At 69.9% G+C, this 19,528-nt stretch carries 15 protein-coding genes; 3 read left to right on the forward strand and 12 right to left on the reverse strand.

Features of this window, described 5'->3' with window-relative positions; translation table 11 throughout:
- Nucleotides 1-264: 264 nt before the first annotated feature.
- Complete coding sequence (locus ABJF88_16275; GenBank protein MEP0548494.1) at nucleotides 265-4,365, forward strand: PAS domain S-box protein; 4,101 nt, start codon at nucleotides 265-267, stop codon at nucleotides 4,363-4,365.
- Between the two features lie 69 nt (nucleotides 4,366-4,434).
- Nucleotides 4,435-5,616, forward strand: coding sequence for a patatin-like phospholipase family protein (locus ABJF88_16280; GenBank protein MEP0548495.1), 1,182 nt, complete (start codon nucleotides 4,435-4,437; stop codon nucleotides 5,614-5,616).
- Nucleotides 5,617-5,624: 8 nt separating this feature from the next.
- On the opposite strand, the gene ABJF88_16285 is transcribed toward ABJF88_16280, so the two are convergent.
- From ABJF88_16285 to ABJF88_16305, 5 genes are all read right to left on the reverse strand, one after another.
- Complete coding sequence (locus tag ABJF88_16285; protein MEP0548496.1) at nucleotides 5,625-6,224, reverse strand: hypothetical protein; 600 nt, start codon at nucleotides 6,222-6,224, stop codon at nucleotides 5,625-5,627.
- Between the two features lie 101 nt (nucleotides 6,225-6,325).
- The gene (locus ABJF88_16290; GenBank protein MEP0548497.1) at nucleotides 6,326-7,363 is read right to left on the reverse strand and encodes a GntG family PLP-dependent aldolase; all 1,038 of its coding nucleotides are present in this window, start codon (nucleotides 7,361-7,363) and stop codon (nucleotides 6,326-6,328) included.
- A gap of 54 nt (nucleotides 7,364-7,417) precedes the next feature.
- A complete protein-coding gene (gene mtgA, locus ABJF88_16295; GenBank protein MEP0548498.1) occupies nucleotides 7,418-8,119 on the reverse strand; it encodes a monofunctional biosynthetic peptidoglycan transglycosylase in 702 nt (233 codons plus the stop codon).
- 64 nt (nucleotides 8,120-8,183) lie between these two features.
- On the reverse strand, nucleotides 8,184-8,660 hold the full coding sequence (gene greA / locus ABJF88_16300; protein MEP0548499.1) for a transcription elongation factor GreA: 477 nt from the start codon (nucleotides 8,658-8,660) through the stop codon (nucleotides 8,184-8,186).
- Nucleotides 8,661-8,815: 155 nt separating this feature from the next.
- A complete protein-coding gene (locus ABJF88_16305) occupies nucleotides 8,816-9,472 on the reverse strand; it encodes a C40 family peptidase (GenBank protein MEP0548500.1) in 657 nt (218 codons plus the stop codon).
- Between the two features lie 215 nt (nucleotides 9,473-9,687).
- On the opposite strand from ABJF88_16305, the gene ABJF88_16310 reads away from it, so the two are divergent.
- The gene (locus ABJF88_16310) at nucleotides 9,688-10,206 is read left to right on the forward strand and encodes a BrxA/BrxB family bacilliredoxin (GenBank protein ID MEP0548501.1); all 519 of its coding nucleotides are present in this window, start codon (nucleotides 9,688-9,690) and stop codon (nucleotides 10,204-10,206) included.
- Between the two features lie 64 nt (nucleotides 10,207-10,270).
- Here the strand turns inward: ABJF88_16310 and ABJF88_16315 are convergent, their stop codons facing one another.
- The 7 genes from ABJF88_16315 to dacB all read right to left on the reverse strand — a co-directional run bounded on the left by ABJF88_16315 (nucleotide 10,271) and on the right by dacB (nucleotide 19,470).
- Nucleotides 10,271-11,767, reverse strand: coding sequence for a lipopolysaccharide biosynthesis protein (locus ABJF88_16315; protein ID MEP0548502.1), 1,497 nt, complete (start codon nucleotides 11,765-11,767; stop codon nucleotides 10,271-10,273).
- Nucleotides 11,764-13,446: a DUF6798 domain-containing protein gene (locus ABJF88_16320; GenBank protein ID MEP0548503.1), complete on the reverse strand. Its 1,683-nt coding sequence runs from the start codon at nucleotides 13,444-13,446 to the stop codon at nucleotides 11,764-11,766. The genes ABJF88_16315 and ABJF88_16320 overlap by 4 nt, the downstream gene beginning before the upstream one ends.
- Nucleotides 13,447-13,473: 27 nt before the next feature.
- The gene (locus ABJF88_16325; GenBank protein ID MEP0548504.1) at nucleotides 13,474-14,454 is read right to left on the reverse strand and encodes a GNAT family N-acetyltransferase; all 981 of its coding nucleotides are present in this window, start codon (nucleotides 14,452-14,454) and stop codon (nucleotides 13,474-13,476) included.
- 65 nt (nucleotides 14,455-14,519) lie between these two features.
- Nucleotides 14,520-15,932 carry an ATP-dependent protease ATPase subunit HslU gene (hslU, locus tag ABJF88_16330; GenBank protein ID MEP0548505.1) on the reverse strand — a complete coding sequence of 471 codons (1,413 nt, stop codon included), beginning with the start codon at nucleotides 15,930-15,932 and terminating at the stop codon, nucleotides 14,520-14,522.
- A gap of 247 nt (nucleotides 15,933-16,179) precedes the next feature.
- Nucleotides 16,180-17,148 carry an NYN domain-containing protein gene (locus ABJF88_16335; GenBank protein MEP0548506.1) on the reverse strand — a complete coding sequence of 323 codons (969 nt, stop codon included), beginning with the start codon at nucleotides 17,146-17,148 and terminating at the stop codon, nucleotides 16,180-16,182.
- Nucleotides 17,149-17,217: 69 nt separating this feature from the next.
- Nucleotides 17,218-17,832, reverse strand: coding sequence for an ATP-dependent protease subunit HslV (gene hslV / locus ABJF88_16340; GenBank protein MEP0548507.1), 615 nt, complete (start codon nucleotides 17,830-17,832; stop codon nucleotides 17,218-17,220).
- A gap of 123 nt (nucleotides 17,833-17,955) precedes the next feature.
- The gene (gene dacB, locus ABJF88_16345; GenBank protein MEP0548508.1) at nucleotides 17,956-19,470 is read right to left on the reverse strand and encodes a D-alanyl-D-alanine carboxypeptidase/D-alanyl-D-alanine-endopeptidase; all 1,515 of its coding nucleotides are present in this window, start codon (nucleotides 19,468-19,470) and stop codon (nucleotides 17,956-17,958) included.
- Nucleotides 19,471-19,528 lie beyond the last annotated feature (58 nt).

Here is a 19,528-nt window from a genome sequence, read left to right on the forward strand (position 1 = left end):
GGGTGGCGCCGCCCCGTACGCGCTCGGTCCTGCGCGCGCGCGGCACCGTCGCCTCGAGCAGGTGGAGAAGGCGGTGCCGGGGGCTACGGCCTCACGGTGCGTTTGGCCGCGGCGGTAGTTCCGAAACAGAAGTGCGCATTGTTGCGCCCGTTGGGAAGGCAGAAAGGCGCGCTCCGGCGACGTAAAAGGGCCTGCCGTTTACGGCGTGGCGTGGCACCGCATTTGTGCTGTAGGCCGCGCCCCCTGCACCGTTTGCCCTCCCCGATGACCTTTCCCCTCCACGCGCTCCTCGTATCTAGCACGCCCGCAGACCCGGTCCTCGACGCCCTTCGCCGTGCCGGCTACGATCCGCACCCCGAGTTCGTTTCGACGCCGAAGGCGCTAGCCGCCTCGTTGGACCGACGTGCGTGGGACGCCGTCGTGGTGTGCCACGATGAGGTGGGGATCTCTGCGTGGGAGGTGCTCGCAGGGGTGCAGCACCGCGCTTCGTGCCCCCCCGTCGTTGTCGTCGGGGACGCGCTCGGCGAGGCCGAGGCCGTCGCGCTCATCGGGGAAGGCGTGCGGGACGTCATCCGGACGGCCGATCTCGGCCGGCTCGGGGTCGTCGTCGCCAAGGCGTTGCGGAGCCATCGGGAGCAGCTCGCGCCTCGGGCCGAACCGGAGGCGGAGTCCGCGTTCCATGCCCTCGCCGCGCATATGCCCATCGGGCTCTACCGCTCGACGGCCGACGGCCGGATCCTCTACGCGAACCACGCCCTCGCCCAGATCCTCGGCTGCGACGCCGTCGAGGACCTCCTCGGCGAGCAGGTCATCACCACCATCAAGTACCCCCGCGAAGCGTTCGTGCGGGAGATCGAGGTCGCCGGGGAGGTGCGCGACTTCGTCATGCACTGGGAGCGCACCGACGGCGAGTTCGTCGTCACGCGCGAGAATACGCGGAGCGTGCGGGACGCCTCGGGGACGCTGCTCTACTACGAGGGCACGATGGAGGACATCACCGAGGAGCGCCGCGCCTTCCACGTCGAGCAGCGCCGGGCCCGGCAGCTCGAAGCCATCGTCCGGTTCAGCGCGGCCGTCGACGCCGCGCAAGGCAGCAACGCCCTCGACGCTGCCATCCTCCGCGTCGTGGAAGAGGCCTTGCAGGCTGACGCCGTCGTCTTTCTCCGGCACAGCGCCGAGGGCTTCGACGTGCAGACGTGGTCCGAGCGGATCGCCGAGGAGGTGCAGGCGTGCCGCGAGCAGGAGGTCTGGAAGGCGTACCCCGTCCGCACCAAACCCCTCCTCATCCGAGACGAGCGACGGCTCGAGAGCCCCCTCCTCGTCGGGCCGATGCGCGACGCCATGCGGCAGGCTGGGATGCGGGCGCTGGGGAGCTTCCCCCTCATCCACCGGGGGCAGCCGGTCGGGGCGCTCGTCGCCTTCTTCGAGGAACCGCATACCTTTTCGGATGGCGACCTCCGCATGGCGGAAACGCTCGCATGGAACGTCGCCGGGGCCGTCACGCGGTGGCAGGCCGAGGGCGAGCTGCGCAACAGCGAAGCGTCGCTGCGTACGATCGCGGCGGCGACGGGCCACGTCCTCTACCGGCTCCGTTTCGGCGCCACGGCCTGCGACCACATCAGCGCGTCCGTCAAAACGCTCACGGGGTACTCCGCCCGCGACCTGAGCGAGATGGGCGGGTTCGACACCCTCATCGAGAGCCGGGAGGTGATCGAAGGGAGCGCGCTGAACGGGGGGGACGGTGCCTCGGATTCGCACTACCTCGCCCTGTATCGACTCCGTACGGCCGACGATCAACTGCGATGGGTCGAAGACAGCGCGTCCCCGTGGATCGACGAGTCCGGCAAAGTCGTGGGGCGCGTCGGGGTGCTGCAGGACGTGACGGAGCGGCGCGAGCGGGAGGAGGCCGCCCATCTGCAGAGCCGGCGCAGCCTCGCGCAGCAGAAGGCGCTCAACGAGCTCTCCACCCTCGACGCCGACGCGCCCTCCGTGCTTCGGCGCACGACAGAGGTGGCCGCGAAGGTGATGGGTACCGGCCGCGTTGCCCTCTGGCTCCTCGACGAGGACAGCGTCGAGATGCGCTGTCACGACCTCTACGAACTCGAAGAAGGCCGCCACCGCGCCGACGTCGCCTTCCGCGCGGATGCCGTGGCGGACGCCGTCGAGATGCTCAGCCATCAGCGTGTCCTCGCCACGGCCGATGTGATGAACAAGCCGCTGAGCGAGCGCGTCGGCCTCGACGTCTACCACGCCCGGAACGGCGTGCGGGCCGTGCTCACCGCGCCCATCCGTCGGGGCGGGCGCGTCGTCGGGTTCGTCGCCTTCGAGCACCTCGCCGCGCCGCGCACATGGACCCTCGACGAGCAGGACTTCGCCGGGGCCGTCGGCGATCTCCTCGCCCTTACGCTGGAGCGGGAGCAGCGCGCCCACGCCGAGGCAGCCCTCCGCGAGAGCGAACTGCGGTACCGCGCCATCTCCGAACTCGCGGCCGACTACGCGCACGCGCTGACAGTGGAGCCCGACGGGAGCCACCGCCTCGCGTGGGTGACCGATGCCTTCGAGCGGATCAGCGGGTACACGATCGACGAAGTCGAAGACCTCGACGGGCTGCAGCGGATCGTCCACGAGGACGACCGGCCGGCGCTGGCCGCCGAGATCGAGCTCCTGCGCCAGGGCCGCACGATCGACCTCGAGATGCGGATCCGCACCAAGTCCGGCGAAGAGCGGTGGATCTGGCACCGCAGCCGGCCCGTCCGGGACGAGCGGGGGCGCATGAGTTACATCTATTCGACCGGGCAGGACATCACCGAGCGCAAGCGGTTCGAGACGGCGCTCGTGGCCGCGCGCGAGGAGGCGGAAGAGATGGCGCGGCAGAAGAGCGAGTTCCTCGCCAGCATGAGCCACGAGATCCGCACGCCCCTCACGGGCCTCCTCGGCTTTGCCGGCGTCCTCGCCGAGGAACTTGACGGCGAGCAGCGCGAGTTCGCCCGGCTCATCGAGCAGAGCGGGCGGCGGCTGCTGGGCACGGTGAACTCCGTGCTCGACCTCGCCAAGTTGGAGTCCGAGGGGATCGAGTTGGTCCCCGAACCCCTCGACATCGTGGATGAGGCGCGGCAGGTCGTCCTCTTGCTCTCGCCCCTCGCCGACGGGAAAGGCATCGCGCTCCGACTTCGCACCGACGAGCGGGAGCTGATCGCGCCGCTCGACGCCGTGTGCCTCCACCGCATCCTCAACAACCTCGTCGGCAACGCCATTAAGTTCACGGAGTCCGGGCACGTCACGATCGAGGTGGCGACCGAGGGCGACCGCGTCCGCCTCGACGTCGTCGACTCCGGCGTCGGCATCGACGAGGACTTCCTGCCGCATCTCTTCGACGAGTTCCGGCAGGAGGACCAGGGGAACAGCCACGGTCACGGCGGCAGCGGGCTCGGCCTCGCCATCACGAAGAAGCTCGTCGGGATCATGGGGGGGACGGTCAACGTCGAGAGCGTGAAGGGCGAGGGGAGCCGGTTCACGCTGACGTTCCCCAGCATCATCGAGCCGGAGCGGGTGCAGGAGGCGATCGGCCGCGCCTTCGCGCGAAACGAGGACGCGATGAAACACGCCGCGCGTGCGATTGCGGAGCCCGAGGCCGGCGACTTCGACCTGACCACGCTCGTCTTCACCCACCCCTCGGAGGCGGATCCGGGGTCGGAGACCGCGCCGGTGGGGACGACGACCGCAGGGCCCTCCTGGGAGCCAGTGGAGACGGTAGCGAAGGCGCCATCCGCTACGGATGGTTTCATGATGGAAGACGACTTCATGCTGACGGACTTGCTGCCGAGCAGTGCCACGGAGCGGAGCGGCTCGGACGGCGATGCAGTAGAGGGCTTCCTCTCGCTCAGCGAGGTGTCGCTCCGCGTCACCGGAGAGACGAAGGGGGAGCGCTTAGGCTCCTTCATCTTGGACGACGTGGTGCCGGTGAAGCCCGTCGCCCCGCCAGCCGAGGGACGGCCGCGTGTGCTCCTCATCGAGGACGATCCGCAGACGCGCACCGCCCTGGAGCGCGTGCTCCAAAGCAGGTTCGCCGTTGACGTCGCGACCGAAGCGCGGACCGCGCTCGACCGAATGGCGAAGGGGACGTACGATGCGTTCGTGCTCGACGTCAACCTCGGCGGCAGCCGGCGTGGAGTCAACGTGCTCCGCGTGGCGCGCACGCTGCCGGGCTACGCGGGCACCGTAGCCGTAGCGCTCCTGCCGAACGGGGTGGGCGACGTGCCCTTCCTCGATGCAGGGTTCGACCACTGCGTCAGCCGGCCGTTTACGAAAGAGCGGCTGGAGAAGCTGCTCGCGGTGCTGGATCGAGCCGGGAAGGGGGCGGCGTAACGGGCAGCCTGACCCCGTTCACGGTGCTGCCGTAGATTCGGATTTCCCGAACGCACGTCTCCGCTCCCCGTGTCCACGTCCCCCGGCCCCACGTCCCCGTCCGTCGCGCCGCTCGCGCTGATGATGAGTGGCGGCGGCGCCCGCGCGGCGTATCAGGTGGGCGTGCTCCGCGCGCTCGCGCGGCGCTGGCCCGATTTCCAGCCGCAGATCATCACCGGCGTATCGGCCGGCGCCATCAACGCCGCCTCGCTCGCCGGCTACGCCGGCCCCTTCGTCGACGCGCTCGACGACCTCGGCCGGCTGTGGGGCGGGCTGACGACGGAGCAGGTGTTCCGGACCGACAGTTCGAGCCTGCTCCAGATCGGCTACCGCTGGGCCAAGCGGCTGCTCTCCGGCGGCGAGGCGGGCCGCCGCGCGCGTGGGTTCGTCGACACGGCCCCACTACGGGACCTCCTCTCTCGCCACCTCGACCCCAAGGGCGACGGGATCGAAGGCGTCGAGGCGAACATCGGGGCCGGCCGGCTCCACGCCTTCGGCATCACGGCGACGAACTACGCCACGGGCCGGTCGGTGACGTGGGTGCAGGGGAAGGACGTTCAATCGTGGGACTTCCCGAAGCGTCACAGCGTCCACGCCCGCGTCGGCGTGGAGCACGTCATGGCGTCGGCGGCGCTCCCCCTCATCTTCCCGGCCGTCCCCGTCGGCGCCGACTGGTACGGCGACGGCGGCATCCGGCTGACGGCGCCGCTCTCGCCCGCGCTCCACCTCGGCGCCCGCCGCATCCTCGCCGTCTCGACGCGCTACGCACGGACGGCCGTCGAAGCGGAGGACCGCGCCGTGACGGGCTACCCGCCGCCCGCGCAGATCCTCGGCGTCCTCATGAACGCCATCTTCCTCGACCTCCTCGACCAGGACGCGACGACGCTGCGCCGGATCAGCCGCCTCTCCGGGTCGCTCGCGCCGGATCAGCGCGACGGGCTCCGCCCGGTTCGCCTCCTCGTGATCCGACCGTCGCAGGACCTCGGCCGGCTCGCGGGCGACTACGAGCCGGAGCTGCCGCCCGCGTTCCGCTTCCTCATGCGGGGGCTGGGGACGCGGCAGACGCGGAGCCCGGACTGGCTCTCGATGCTCCTCTTCGAGCCGGACTACATCCGGCACCTCATGGAGATCGGAGAGCACGACGCGGAGGCGCGGATCGACGAGATCGGGGCCCTCCTCAGCGCGACCGAGCTTCAGTCCGACGAGGACTAGCCCCGCCGCTACGCCTCGTCACCGCCTTCGAGCGCGCGGCCACGGGAGGGGTCGACGCTGCCCGCGATCGCGCACTCCGCCATGAACGGGTAGAGCGCCGAGAGATCGAGGAGCTGCCACGGGCGACCGTCGACGCAGACGGGCAGGCCGTGCGCCTCGGCGTATTCGACGACGCGGTGGCTGAGCCGGGGGAAGTCCGGGAAGAGGTGGGGGATGCGGAACACCCGACCCGGTCGCCCCTCCGCCGGTGCTTGCGCGATCACTAGGCCTGCCGCGTCGAGCTCGACGCGCTCTACCTCCGTCCACGGCAGCACCGACTTCCGCCGCGCGTAGTCGTAGCCGACGACGCGGTGGACCGAGAGCTTGACGCACCACACGACGCTCCGCAGCCGGAGGAACGCGCGCGAGGCCCACGCGAGAATGCCCGCCACCACGAGTCCGACGAGGCCGAGCGCCACGAACGGGAAGGGGACGTAGAGCAGGATCAGCGGGATCGCCCCGGCGATGGCTCCGAGCACGACGACGAGCACGCCGACCAGCCGGGCTACACGTCGCCGCGTATCGAACTGGACCTGCTCGTTATCGAATACCTCGTACCAGTCGGACATCACGCTGCGGGAAAGAGGGGAGAAATGGAAGCGCTACCAAGATAGGATGAACGACGCCCGCGAAGGTTTCGCGACGCCCCGTTTGTGGATAAGTAGTCCAATTACAAGCGGCGCGGCTCTCGCTCGCCAAACGCCTCGCGGAGCACGGTGATCGCTGCGTCGACGTCCTCGTCCGACACGTCGCGGTGGAGCGTGGCGCGGACGGTGTGCGGGCCGAAGGCGACGAGGCGCACGCCGCGCGCTTCGAGCCGGGCCAGCACGTCCTCGGCCGGCGGCCCCGTCTCGGCGATGACGATGTTCGTCTCGACCGTCGCCGGGTCGATCGTGAACGTAGGGAGCGCCGCGAAGGCATCGGCGAGACGGCGGGCGCGGGCGTGGTCGTCGGCGAGCCCGGCGCGGTGGTGGTCGAGGGCGTAGAGGCCCGCCGCGGCGAGGAGGCCGATCTGCCGCATCCCGCCGCCGAACAGCTTCCGGTAGCGCCGCGCCAGCCGGATCGTCTCCTCCGACCCTGCGAGCACGGACCCGACCGGCGCGCCGAGCCCTTTCGAAAGACACACCGTCACGGTGTCGAACGGCGCTGCGATCTCCGCCTCGCTGTGGCCCGACGCGACGGCGGCGTTCCACAACCGCGCCCCGTCGAGGTGAAGCGCGAGGCTGTGGGCCCGCGCTGCCTCGGCGACATCGTGGATGAGGTCGAGCGGATAGACCACGCCACCGGCTTTGTTGACCGTGTTCTCCAGGCACACGAGCCGCGTGCGCGGCTCCCAGTCGTAGCGGCCCCGCGCGACGGCGGCGACGGCCTCGCCGGAGAGCAGCCCGTGCGGCTCCTCAATCGGCCGGAGTTGAACGCCGGAGAGCAGCCCCGGCGCGCCCGACTCGTAGTGGAAGATGTGGCTCCGCTCGGCGACTACCACCTCGTCGCCGGGCCGGGTGTGGACCTTGATGGCGAGCTGGTTGCCCATCACCCCGGTCGGCACGAACACGGCGGCCTCTTTGCCGAGCAGCTCCGCCACACGGGCTTCGAGCCGCCGCGCCGTCGGGTCCTCGCCGAACACGTCGTCGCCGACCTCCGCCTCAGCTATGGCGCGGCGCATGGCCGGCGTCGGCTTCGTGACCGTGTCGCTGCGGAGGTCGATCATAGGAGTCGGGGGTCGAGCGTCAGGAGTCGAGGCGCCGGACCCTCGACCCCCGACTCACCATCCCATCTGCTGCATCCGGGAGCGGATCGTTCCGGCGTAGCTGCCCATGTTCTGCGGGCGGCGCGTGCGCGGCGCGGGGATGACGGCGGCGAGCCGGGCGGCCTGATCGCGCGAGAGGTCGGCGGCCGAGGTGTCGTAGTGGTAGCGGGCGGCGGCCTCGATCCCGAACACGCCCGGCCCCCACTCGATCACGTTGAGGTAGAGCGCGAGGATGCGCTCCTTCGGGAGGATCAGCTCGGCGAGGTACGTCAGCGGGACTTCGAGCCCTTTGCGGACGTACGAGCGGTGCGTCGTCAGGAATAGGTTTTTGACGAGCTGCTGCGTGATCGTCGAGGCACCGCGGGGGGCGCGGCCCCGGCGTGCGGCCTCGCGGCGGGCTTTGTCGAGCTCCTCCCAATCGATCCCGCCGTGCTGGTAGAAGCGCGTGTCCTCGGCGGCGACTACGGCGCGCTCGGCCTGGTCCGAGATCGCGCCGAGCGAGACGGGGTAGTAGCGGAACTCGAAGTCGCCCTCTTCGAAGATCGCCTCGATCTGCCGCTGGATCTGGACCGAGGTCACGGGCGGCGGCACGAAGCGCATCGCCACGAGCGACACGGTGCACAGCCCGTAAAAGATCAGCAGCGCGAGGATCGGCCAGAGGACGAGCGCGCGGAGGACGCGGAGCAGGGTGTTCCGTTGGACCTGCGCACGGGGCATCGCTGCGTACCGGAGGGGAGAAAGGACACGCCGGGGCGTGCGGGGAACCGGGTCGGGCGGGCGGCTACTGCCGGCTGATCTCGAGGATCTTGAGCGGGACCTTGCCGGCGGGCACCGTGATCTCCACGACGTCGCCAACTTCGTGGCCGAGCAAGCCTTTCCCGACCGGGCTCGCGATCGAGATCTTGCCCTTCGCCATGTCCGCTTCTTCGGCGGAGACGAGGGTGTACGTCGCCTCCTTCTTCGTCTTCACGTTCTCCACCCGGACGGTCGAGAGGATGAAGACCTTGGAGTCGTCGATCTGCTTCTCGTCGACGAGGCGGGCGCTCGCGATCGTCGTTTCGAGCTTCGCGATGCGGGCTTCGTGGTGGCCCTGCGCCTCTTTGGCAGCGTCGTACTCCGCGTTCTCCGAGAGGTCGCCCTGCGCGCGCGCCTCGGCGATCTCCTGGGCGATCCGTTGCCGCCCCTCGGTCTTGGCGAGGCGGAGTTCTTCCTTGAGCTTGTCGAGCGCTTCTTGCGTGAGATAAACCGGCTTGTCCATGCCCGTCGTGGTACCCTGAAAACAAAAAAGAACGCCACGTCCCGACCGGGAGGCGGCGATGGAAAGCGGAATATACGGCGACGAAGGGCGTCACCGCCATTGAAGTCAGGAGAATACCGATAGCGCCTGCGCCGTCACGTCGAAGCCGTCGATCGTCACCACCCGGAGCGAGCCGGGCCGGACGGCGCGGGGCCCGGTCGCGCGGACTCGGGGCGAACAGCGGGCTGGGCGGGCGGCGCGGTCGTGGCGAATACGGGTGAGGCCGGGCCGCCGTCGGTCCGCACGTCGAGGAGGCGGCGGGCGGTCCAATACGTCTCTTGGAAGTGTCGCTGGTTGAAATCGTCGACGAGCACGCGGTCGCGCGACGACGAGGCGTGGAGGAGGCGTCCGCCGTCGAGGTAGATACCGACGTGGCGCTGGTCGGGGCCGGTGCGGAAGAAGACGAGGTCGCCCGTGCGGAGGTCGTCCCGGCGCACGGCGATGCCCTCGTTGACCTGCGTCCGCGTCGAGCGCGTGAGGTGGAGCGCGAACGCCCCGGCGTAGACGGCGCGGACGAGCGCGGAGCAGTCGACGCCGCTCTTCGTGGTGCCGCCGAAGCGGTACGGCACGCCCATCCACTCGGACGCCGCGCGGAGGAGTTGCGCTTCCGCCGCCGTCGCGGGCACCGGAGCGCGAGCGCGGGCCTCGACCGTCGCGGGCGTCGTCGCGTTTCCAACCGGGGCGCTCGACCCGCACCCGGCGAGGAGCAGGAGCGCCGCCGTGGCGACGAGCGGAGCGAACGCGCGGTCGAGTGCGAATCGAAACGGGGGCATGACGAAACGAACGGTTGGGTAATGTTTTGCTTTAAGGTAAGACATTGACGTGAAATAGAACGATAGCAACCGGATTGCGTCCACGGTGGCGGGAACACGGTCTTGCCGTGAGGATTCACCCGAGGTGTCGCGCACCGTGCCTCCCTCGTCTGCAAGCTCCGGTCCGGTTCGGCGCACCAATCCTCCTTCCGCGTTTTCCACCGACCCGATTCCCCATGCCGTATCCCGAGCCGCTCGTCCAACCCATGCGCGCAGAGCTAACCCGCCTCGGCGTGGACGAACTCACCGACGCCGCCGCCGTCGATCAGGCGATGGAAGCGGCCGAGGACCAGACCGTCCTCGTCGTCGTCAACTCCGTGTGCGGTTGCGCCGCGGCGAACGCTCGTCCCGCTGTCGCGATGGCGAAGAACGTCGGTCCGCAGCCCGACCGCTACGTGACGGTCTTCGCCGGGCAGGATCTGGAGGCGACCGCGCGCATGCGCGAGCACCTGCAGGGCATCCCGCCGTCGTCGCCGTTCATGGCGCTGTTGAAGGACGGCGACCCCGTCTTCGTGCTGGAGCGCCGCCACATCGAGGGCCGCAGCGCGAGCGCGATCGCGACCGACCTCGTGGGTGCGTTCGAGAAGTACTGCGGGACCGACGCCGCGCCCGCCGGCGAAGCCGAGCGCCCCGAACTCGCCGCGCAGCCCGACGCCCGCGGCGAACTGCCCGACTCGTTCCGCTCGATCCTCTGATCCGAAAGCTGGAACGGAATTGATATCGCGGGGGCGGCGCTTGCGTTGCCCCCGCGCTGCGTTTTCAGAGGTCGTCTCCGAGCGCGCCTTGTCGGACCGCGAGGCCGAGATAGCCGAGCCCACCGGCGAAGGCCGCGAGTACGACCCAGAGACCGGATTCGGCCCACGCCTGCACGATGCCCACGAGCACGAGGAATGGGAGCGCGTAGGTGACGACCCGGAGGGCAGCGAGGGCGGCCGGCCGAAGGGGCGTCCCGGCCAGGCGGAGCATCCAGCCGATGTGGAGCAGCCGCATCGCCGCGCCGACGACGCCGAGCGCGACGATCGCATCGAGCGCGGTGCCGAGTACGGCGACGGCAGCGAAGGCGCCGGTCTGGACTACGAACAGGACGATGCTGAAGCCGAGGTCGGCGCGCTGCTGCTCCGTGACGTCGAACACGCGCGTCAGCGGCACGGCGACGGAGACGAGCAGCACCCACACCGACAGCGCGCGGGCGTATTCCCCAGCCAGTGCCCACTCCGGGCCGAACACAAAGGCAAACAGGGCAGGACCCGCGACGGCGACGACGAGCGCGGGGTAGACCGTCACGACGAGGAGCTGGCGGAGGACGCTGAGCGTGAGCGGACCCAACCGGTTCGCGCGGTGCGCCTCGGCCGCCCGGACGAAGAACACCTGCCCGACGGCACCGGTCAGCAGGCCGAGGGGGAGCACGAGGGTCCCGAACGCGATGCCGAACTGGCCGACGGTGCCCGTGGTGAAGAAGGCGGCGAGGAGGAGGACCGGCGCGCGGCTGGCGAGGACGTTCAGCAGGGCGGCAGGTGCCGAGAAGAGCGGGAAGCGGACATATCGCCGCGCGAGCGTCGGAAGAGCGGAGAGGGAAACACGCAGCCGCCGCCCGTCGGCGTACATATACGTCGCGCCGAGCCAGAGGACGCTCACGACGAACCCTACGGCGGCGCCAGCGACGAGGCCCACCGCGCCGATCGCCAGGAACCCGGCGGCGAGTTGGATCGCCACAACACTCCCGCTCTGCACGGCCCGGCTGGCCGAGACGGGGCGGAACCGGTGGAGGCGGGTGTGCCACGTCTCGAGCGCGAGGCCCCACCCCGCGAGGACGACAGCGGGCGGGAGGAAGAGGAGCGCCGGCCGCATCGCCGGCCCGCCGAGCACCTCGGCCCACCACGAGAGGTCCAGCAGGACGAGGGCAGTCGCCAGGCCCACGCCCATCGTCACGGCGAAGGCGAGGGCGAGCACGCCCGCCGCGTCGTCGTCGTCGTCGGGGAGCATGAGGGCATCCTCATAGCGGCCGGAGGAGACGGTGCCGAGCACGGTGACGAGCGTGACGAAGACCGTCAAAACGCCGAACTCGTCGGGGGTGAACAGCCGCGTCAGCACCGGCCGCGCGGCGAAGACGACGGCTTGGGCCGCGACGGCGCCCGTAACGAGGGTGAGGACGGGGCGCAGGAAGCCGCCGTGGCGGAGTCTCTCGGCACGGCGGATCGAGCGCTTCGCCCGTGCGAGCCGCAGGCGGACCCGTCGCAGAGTGCGGAGCGCGTTCAAGGCGAGGGTCCGGTTAGCCGGTACACCGTCCACTCTGCGTTTTCGAACGCCACGGCGAAAGGGAGGCGCGTGCCGCGCGCCACGAGCGCGTAGTCGGCGCCGTATCCCGACTGGAGCCGCTGCCAGTCAGCCGGGCCGAGCTGCTCGTACGCGGCGTCGAGCACCGGCTTCACGCCGACCCCCGTCGCCGGCAGCGTGATGGGCGCGATGTCCATCAGCCGCTGAAACCACGTCTGCATCGCAGCATCGGTGAAGACGAACCCGGTGAAATCGGCGACGACGGCGCGGCGGGCGAACGTCCGAAACGTGCTCACGGACGGAGGGGTCGCGAACAGGGCGTCCTCGGCCGTCGCTACCCGTGCCCACGCTTCGACCTCGCCCAGCGGAGAGGCCTGATGGCGCAGCGGGTGGAGCAGCGCACCCGGCCGCCCCACATCCCGGACAGCGAGTCCGGCGAGGAGCACAAGCAGCACGGTCGCGACGGCCAGCCCGATCCACCGGCGGCCGAGCACGCCCTCGCTGAATCGCCGGAGTGCGTCGGGCAGCAGACTCGCGAACGCAGCGGTGACGAGGATCGATGCTACGAGCGTGACGAGCACCGTCAGCTTGAACAGTTGCAGCTTCGCCACGAGCGTCACGGGGACGATTTCGACGAAGAGCACGGCGATCCCGCAGAGGAGCGCGATGAAGACGCCGCTCGCCGCGAGAAAGCCTCCGTGTCGGAGGACGCCACGCCGGTGCAGCCATCGGCCCGCCGCGATCCCGAACACGGCGACCGGCCAGAACCGGAGGTGGGCACCGGCCCCGAAAGAGAAGAACAGATGGTGGTGCGGATTGCGAAAGAGGGCGTGGATGTAGAACGGCGGCGGTGCGGACTCGACGGTCGGGCTCGTGGCGGACTGTTCGAACCCCACTGGGACGAGGATCGGCAGGGCGGCGAGGACGAACGCACCGCCGAATCGCACGAGGTCGAGGAGGTCGGCGCGCCACTTCTGTCCTTCGAGGTCCGCGCTCAACGCCGCCCGCCCGAGCCCGACCACGCCGAGCACGAGGGCCGTCTGCGCCCCGGCGAGCAGGTGGAACCACGCCGCGACGCCGAGGAGCACGCCCGCCCAGCCCCAGCGCCGTTGCAGGAAGAGGGTGATCGCGGGCACGGCGAGCGCCCACGCCACGCCCTCCGGCACGAGCGCGTCGTAGGCCAGCGAGTTCGCCCCGAGCGTCCACTTCACCGTCAGCACGAGCACGACGGGCACGCTCAGCGCCGCCGCGAGCCGGTCGCGGACGAGATCGCGCGCGAGTCCGTACACGCCGAAGCTGAGCGCGACGGTCACGCCAATCCACAGCAGCAGCACGCTCAGCCACCCGGGTAGAACGAGGCTCGGCAGTGCCATCAGCCACAGGAAATACGTCCGCACGTTGACGCCCGACGCGACGGTCTGCACCAGCCAGTCCTGCGTGAACAGGCTGCCGTCGAGGAGGTGGAGCAGCGATGGGATCAGCTCGTCCTGATCGCCCGATCCGTAGACGTACCCGAACCGGAGAAAGGTCGCAGCGAGGGTGAGGAGCGCGACGAAGAGCGGGAGCCCGTGCTGCTGCCGGCGGAGTCGCCCCGCGAGGTCGCCGATCGTCGACGGCGGAGCGGGTGTGCCGTCAGGGCGGGCGGGCGCGTCGGACTGCATCGGGAGGGGGGCCGGAGGCGAGCGGGGTCACCGCCGCAGCCGGTCGAGCAGGCGGAGCTCGGGGCGGGCGGTGTGGCGGGCGCGAAAATACGGAACGAGTGCGCTGCCGAACCGACGCTTGAACTCGGCGATGGACGGCGTGTTGGCCCCGACGAAGTCGAAGGTCGCCACGCCCTCCTCGCGCAGCCGGGGCAGGACGTGGCCGAGCAGCACGGTCATCGCCGCGCCGGGCTCGCTGCCGGCGAGCCAGTAGTGCGCCGTCCGCCCGTCCGAGAGCACGAGCAGTCCGGCTTCTGCCGTCCCATCGCGGCGCGCGACGAAAGCCCGGACAAGGCCGTCCTCGGCGAGTCCGTGCGCCAGTGCCGCCGCCGATTCCGATGCGATCCCGAGCGATTGCCCCTGCCGGGCGTGCGATGCCTCGACGAGCGCGAGCGCCTCGGCGACGTATTGGGCTCCGTCCGCTAGCACGAAGTCGTCCCGCTCCCTTTTCAGCGTCCGCTTCGGGTTCGACGACCAGCCCGACGTTACGGCGTCCTGCGCTTGCAGGTCGATGCGGTACGTGAACGCGGGCTCGACCCGCCAGCCCTGCCACTGGAACGGCCGCACGTCGCCGAGCGACGGGTGGAGGACCAGCGTCGCCTGATGGAACGTGCCGGCAATCAGTCCGAGCAGGGCATCGAGCGGCGAGCGGTGATGGTGCACGTCGGTCTCGCGCAGGTCCCCGTCGAGCAACGGAGAGACGTACTGCACGAGCGGCGGGAGGGCGGCGGCGCGGTAGGGCCCCCGCCGCTTCTCGAACACGAGCGCCCCGGCGCGCAGCACATCGTCCTCCCATACCGAGGCGACGAAGGCAGGCAGGCCGAGCGCGGCCTCGACTCGGGCCGCGAACCGGAGGTCAGCGTACGCCGTGGCCTGCGCGCTCTGGGCGAGCAGCCGGTCCCACGCGGGGCGCACGGCCGGATCGCTCAGGCGGTGGAGAGACGTGCGGTACGGGGATGCGTCGGCCATCGCGCCAAAATACAGTAGGGGCGCAGCGTGCTGCGCCCCTACGGCAAAACCGGCAATCGGGTGGATTACAGGATGTACTGGCTGAGGTCGCGGTTCTCGACGACGGACTGGAGCCGGTCGCGGACGTAGGCCTCGTCGACCGTGATCGTGTCGTCCTGCTGCGCTTCGGGGACCTCGAAGAGGATCTCCTCGAGCAGCGTCGTCAGGATCGTGTGGAGCCGCCGGGCGCCGATGTTCTCGACCTCCTCGTTGACGTGCGCCGCGATCCGGGCGATCTCGCGCACGGCATCGTCGGTGAACTCGATCGTCACGCCTTCGGAGGCGAGGAGCGCTTGGTACTGCTTGAGGAGGGCGTTCTTCGGGATCGTGAGGATCTTGTAGAAGTCGTTCTCGGTGAGGTTGTCGAGCTCGACGCGGATCGGGAAGCGGCCCTGCATCTCGGGGATGAGGTCGCTCGGCTTCGAGACGTGGAACGCGCCCGAGGCGATGAACAAGATGTGGTCGGTCTTAACGGGTCCGTACTTCGTCATCACCGTCGAGCCCTCGACGATCGGGAGGAGGTCGCGCTGGACGCCCTCGCGCGAGACGTCCGGCCCGCCCGCCTGCCGCGAGCCGCCGGCTACCTTGTCGATCTCGTCGATGAACACGATGCCCGACTGCTGGACGCGCTCGACAGCCACGCGCTGGACAGCGTCCATGTCGATGAGCTTCTGCGCTTCCTCGGCCGTGAGCGCTTCGATGGCCTCGTTCACTGGCATCCGGCGCTTCTTCTTTTTCTTGCCGCCGCCGAGGTTGCCGAACATCTCCTGGATGTTGATCCCCATCTCTTCGAGCCCCATCGGCCCGAACATCTGGAGCGTCGGCGTGCTCTCGCTCGCCACGTCGATCTCGATCTCGCGCTCGTCGAGTTTGCCCTCGTGGAGCATCGTACGGAAGCGCTCGCGCGTGCGCTCACGGAGGTCGTCCTCGTCCGTCGGCTCGCCTTCGACCTCCTCCTGCGGGCGGATCACGAAGCCGGGACCGTTGAGGAGGGTGCCTTCCCGCTCCTTGCGCGGCTTCGACGGCGGGATCAGCACGTCGAGCACGCGCTCCTCGGCCTGCTGCCGGGCCTTCTCCTGCACGCCTTCGGCCTGCTCTTCCTTGATCATCCCGATCGCGAAGTCGGTGAGGTCGCGGATGATGGAGTCCACGTCGCGGCCGACGTAGCCGACCTCGGTGAACTTCGTGGCCTCGACCTTGATGAAGGGCGCGCCGGCGAGGCGGGCGAGGCGGCGGGCGATTTCGGTCTTGCCCACGCCCGTCGGGCCGATCATGATGATGTTATTGGGCATGATCTCCTCGCGCATCTCGTCGGGCGCGTTCATGCGCCGCCAGCGGTTGCGGAGGGCGATGGCGACGCTCTTCTTGGCGTCGTCCTGCCCGATGATGTACTTGTCGAGTTCCGCGACGATCTGGCGCGGGGTGCGTTCTTCGTGCATGAGCATGTCGGAAGCGCCGAGCCGCGGGCCCGGCGCGATGAGCAAAAGGGAGAGGCGTTGTACGAGGGGAGGCCCGCCGGGTTTATGGAATTCCGACGACGCCTGAAATGACGCCGGACCCCCCGCCGCGCTCGCGGTCGCTCACTCCGGGACGCGTCCCTCCGTTCACTCCCAGCTTCGCGCGGCTGTCCCCCTCGATGAGGGGGACAGCTTTTCGAGCGTATGCGAGAAAGGCAGGGGGTTGCGCTTACTCCTCTTCGGTCGCGAGGTCGCCGAACTCGCCTTCGTAGTCGGCTCCGTCGCCGTTGGACTCGTACTCGTCCTCGTCGTCGTAGTCGGCGCGCATCTCGTTCTGCACCTCGCGGACGGCGGGGTGCTCGGGGTTGACGATGAGGACGGTGTAGTCGTAGGGCATCCCCTTGCGGCGCTCGAGCCGGCACGCCCCGCAGTCCTCGAGGTCGCCGATGAGCGACTTCGGATCGTGGTCTTCGATGTCGCCGAGCTCTTCGGAGAGCTTGCGGAGGAGCGGCGTGAGGTAGACCTCGTCGTACTGCCCGAAGTAGTCCTCGATCACGCGGAGGGCCTCGACGTCGATGGGGAAGGGGAGGTCGGTGACCTCGGCGAACTCCGTCGTCGTCTCCGGCTGGCCGTTCGCGTGGTGATCCTCCTGGAGGAGGGTGCGGGCGTCCTCGGTCATCAGCGTCTCGGCGTCGATGAAGCGGCCGGCGTCGACGTTCTCGAAGAGGCGGGCCGAGAGGTGCTCGCGGAAGGAGACCATGATGACCTCGCAGCCGCGCCGCTGGATCGCCTGCACGAGCGGGACGTAGTCGCGGTCGCCGGAGACGAGGACGACGGTGGCGATGTCGCGCCGGTCCTGCACGAGGTCGAGCGCGTCGATGCAGAGCTGGAGGTCGGTCGTGTTGCGGTGCATCGTCGAGGGGACGAAGCACGGGTCGATGCCGAGGAGGTAGAGCGCGCGCTGGACGTGGCGGGCGTGGTCGTCGAGCCCCGCGAAGTCGGCGTAGGCGCGGCCGACGGCGATGGGGGCTTCCTGCTCGACCAACCGCTGGCGCAGCGCGTCGATCATGTCGAGGATGTGGTCCCCCGGCGAGGCGTGGCCTTCGAGCCTGTTCTTGAGGTAGTAGTAGAGGTTTTGGTAATCGATCAAGACGGCGGCACGGGCAGAGCCCGGCGCCTGGTGGGTAGGTTCGCGCATGGTTACAATCGTAGCGTTGTGCCCGCGTCCCCGCAGACGCACGGCCCCGATCCGTAGAATTTTCCGGATTCAGTCCGTCCCCTGGGTGCCGGTGGCTGTGGTGGCAGCCTCCGGTTCCTTCGCGTCGAGTTCGAGGATCGTGAGGTTATGGTTCGTGTAAATGCAGATGTCAGCCGCGATGTGAAGCCCCTCTTCGACGATTTCCCGCGCCGAGAGTCCGCTGCTGTGCTTGAGTAGCGCCCTCGTGGCGGCGAGGGCGTAGGGCGCCCCGCTCCCGATGGCGAGGATGTCATCGTCGGGCTCGATGACGTCGCCGGTCCCGCTGATGAGCAGGAGCCGGTCAGAGGCAGCGACGGCGAGGAGGGCTTCCAGCCGGCGGAGGTAGCGGTCCGTCCGCCAGTCCTTCGCCAGCTCGACGGCGGCGCGTGTGGTGTTGCCGCCGTACTTCTGGAGCTTTTCCTCGAACCGCTCGAAGAGCGTGAACGCGTCGGCGGTGGCGCCGGCGAACCCCGCGAGGATCTTCCCCCCGAACAATGGGCGAACCTTCTGCGCGCTGTGCTTGAGCACGGTGTCTTTCATCGTCGCCTGCCCGTCGGAGCCGAGGACAACGCGGCCGTTGTGTCGCACGCCGAGTACGGTGGTGGCGTGGATGGCCGGGAAGGCCGAGCGATGGGTGGAAGACATGCGGGAAGGAAATTAGGGGAGGAGACCGCAGCGTGGGATAGCCGTCGCCTGGTCGCTGAGGCGTAAAGATACGATATCTAAATTATGTCGTCGTCGAAACAAGCACTTGCCTAGCCCGCCGTCTCAGCGGCCGTATCCGGCGAGCAGTTCGACGATGGCGTCCTGCGCCCGCGTCACCCGCCCGACGCTCGTGCCGAAGTTGTTGGCGAGGAGGGCGAACGCGAGGGGCGTCCCGGCCGCGGTCGTTACGTAGCCGCTGAGGTTGCGGGCTCCGGTGACGGTCCCCGTCTTCGCGCGGGCGTTGCCTCGCGCGCGGCCCGAGCGGAGCCGCCGCTGCAGCGTGCCGTCCTCCCCGCCGACGGCGAGGGAGCGCACGTACGCCTCGGTGACGCGGGGGTCCGGGTGGACCCACATCACGCGGAGGAGGCCCGTCACGTCCTCCGGCGACACCGAGTTGTAGGGGGAGATGCCGGAGCCGTCGCGCAGCCGCATCGTCTCGAGGTCCATCCCGGCGCGCTCGAAGAGGGGCGCGGCGGCGAGGAGCCCGGCCTCGGCGGAGCCGCAGTCGACGTCGTCCGGCCGGTCCTCGGGGCAGCGCACGGCGCCGAGCGTCTTGAGCAGATGTTCGGCGTAGAGGTTCTGGCTCTCCTTGTTGGTGAGGGCGACGATCTCGGAGAGCGGGCGCGACGTGTGCGTGGCAACCGGGATGAGCCGCCGGTACTCCGGCTTCTCGCGCCAGTCGTCGATGTCTACGGGGTCGCCGTCGACGTGGACGCCCTCGGCGCGGAGTGTGGCGCGGAGGACGTGCGCGAAGTAGCGCGTCGGGTTGTGCACCGAGACCGTCTGCTGGAGGCGCTCGCCGACCGGCACCTCGGACTCGATCCAGAACGTGTTGCCGCCGCGCTCGCGCCGGATCTCGCGGTCGGCGTCCCGCCGCGAGCGGACCGTCTCGGTTTTGTTGACGAAGTAGACGTAGTCGGTATCGCCCGGCTCCCAGCTCAGCTCGGCGCGGCGGCCGATCCGCTCGCCCCGCGCGGTGACGACGATGCGCCCCTCGTTAAAGGAGAGCCCGCTGATCTCGGCGGCGAAGCGCGAGGGCACGTCGTCCCACGCCCAGCCGTTGCCGAGTTCGGTGTCGTCGAACACGTCGTCGTCGCCGATGACGTGCTCGGTGACGGCCGTGATGCCGCGGGCTTTGACGGAGTCCGCCCATGCGCGGAAGAGCGCCGTAGCGTCGGCGTCGTGGGGGTAGCCCTCGGTGAAGGCGCGGTCGCCGATCGTCGGGTCGCCGGAGCCGCGGACGACGAGGTTGCCTTCGAGGACCGAGCCGCGCACGGTGCCGTCGAGGTAGAGCGTCGTCGTGTAGCGGTAGTCGGGGCCGAGCCCGTCGAGCGCGGCGGCCGTCGAGAACAGCTTCTGGTTCGAGGCCGGGATGAAGTTCTTCCGCTCGTTCCGGGCGTAGACCGTGTCGCCCGTCGCGAGGTCGACGACGTGGAGGCCCCAGAACGCATCGTCGAAGTCGGGGTCGTCTATGATGGCGTCGATGGCGGCGCGGAGCGCTTCCGGCGATGACTGCGCGCGGGCCGGGCCCGCGAGCCAGACGAACCCGAGGACGAGGAGGAGGGCCGTGCGCGTCACGATCGTTGAGGGATGGGGTGGGGAGGTGCCGAGGTCCGGTACCGCCGAGCGGCGAAAC

The organism is Rhodothermales bacterium (assembly GCA_039944855.1).
In the GTDB taxonomy this organism is placed as follows: Bacteria; Bacteroidota; Rhodothermia; order Rhodothermales; family JANQRZ01; genus JBBSMX01.

Excerpts from the sequence above, each read along its gene's own strand:
- ABJF88_16305 (MEP0548500.1), bottom strand. The coding sequence starts at position 9,472 with ATGCCCCCGTTTCGATTCGCACTCGACCGCGCGTTCGCTCCGCTCGTC.
- ABJF88_16320 (MEP0548503.1), bottom strand. The coding sequence starts at position 13,446 with ATGCAGTCCGACGCGCCCGCCCGCCCTGACGGCACACCCGCTCCGCCG.
- ABJF88_16310 (MEP0548501.1), top strand. The coding sequence starts at position 9,688 with ATGCCGTATCCCGAGCCGCTCGTCCAACCCATGCGCGCAGAGCTAACC.
- mtgA (MEP0548498.1), bottom strand. The coding sequence starts at position 8,119 with ATGCCCCGTGCGCAGGTCCAACGGAACACCCTGCTCCGCGTCCTCCGC.
- greA (MEP0548499.1), bottom strand. The coding sequence starts at position 8,660 with ATGGACAAGCCGGTTTATCTCACGCAAGAAGCGCTCGACAAGCTCAAG.
- ABJF88_16325 (MEP0548504.1), bottom strand. The coding sequence starts at position 14,454 with ATGGCCGACGCATCCCCGTACCGCACGTCTCTCCACCGCCTGAGCGAT.
- ABJF88_16335 (MEP0548506.1), bottom strand. The coding sequence starts at position 17,148 with ATGCGCGAACCTACCCACCAGGCGCCGGGCTCTGCCCGTGCCGCCGTC.
- ABJF88_16285 (MEP0548496.1), bottom strand. The coding sequence starts at position 6,224 with ATGTCCGACTGGTACGAGGTATTCGATAACGAGCAGGTCCAGTTCGAT.
- ABJF88_16275 (MEP0548494.1), top strand. The coding sequence starts at position 265 with ATGACCTTTCCCCTCCACGCGCTCCTCGTATCTAGCACGCCCGCAGAC.
- hslV (MEP0548507.1), bottom strand. The coding sequence starts at position 17,832 with ATGTCTTCCACCCATCGCTCGGCCTTCCCGGCCATCCACGCCACCACC.
- ABJF88_16290 (MEP0548497.1), bottom strand. The coding sequence starts at position 7,363 with ATGATCGACCTCCGCAGCGACACGGTCACGAAGCCGACGCCGGCCATG.
- hslU (MEP0548505.1), bottom strand. The coding sequence starts at position 15,932 with ATGCACGAAGAACGCACCCCGCGCCAGATCGTCGCGGAACTCGACAAG.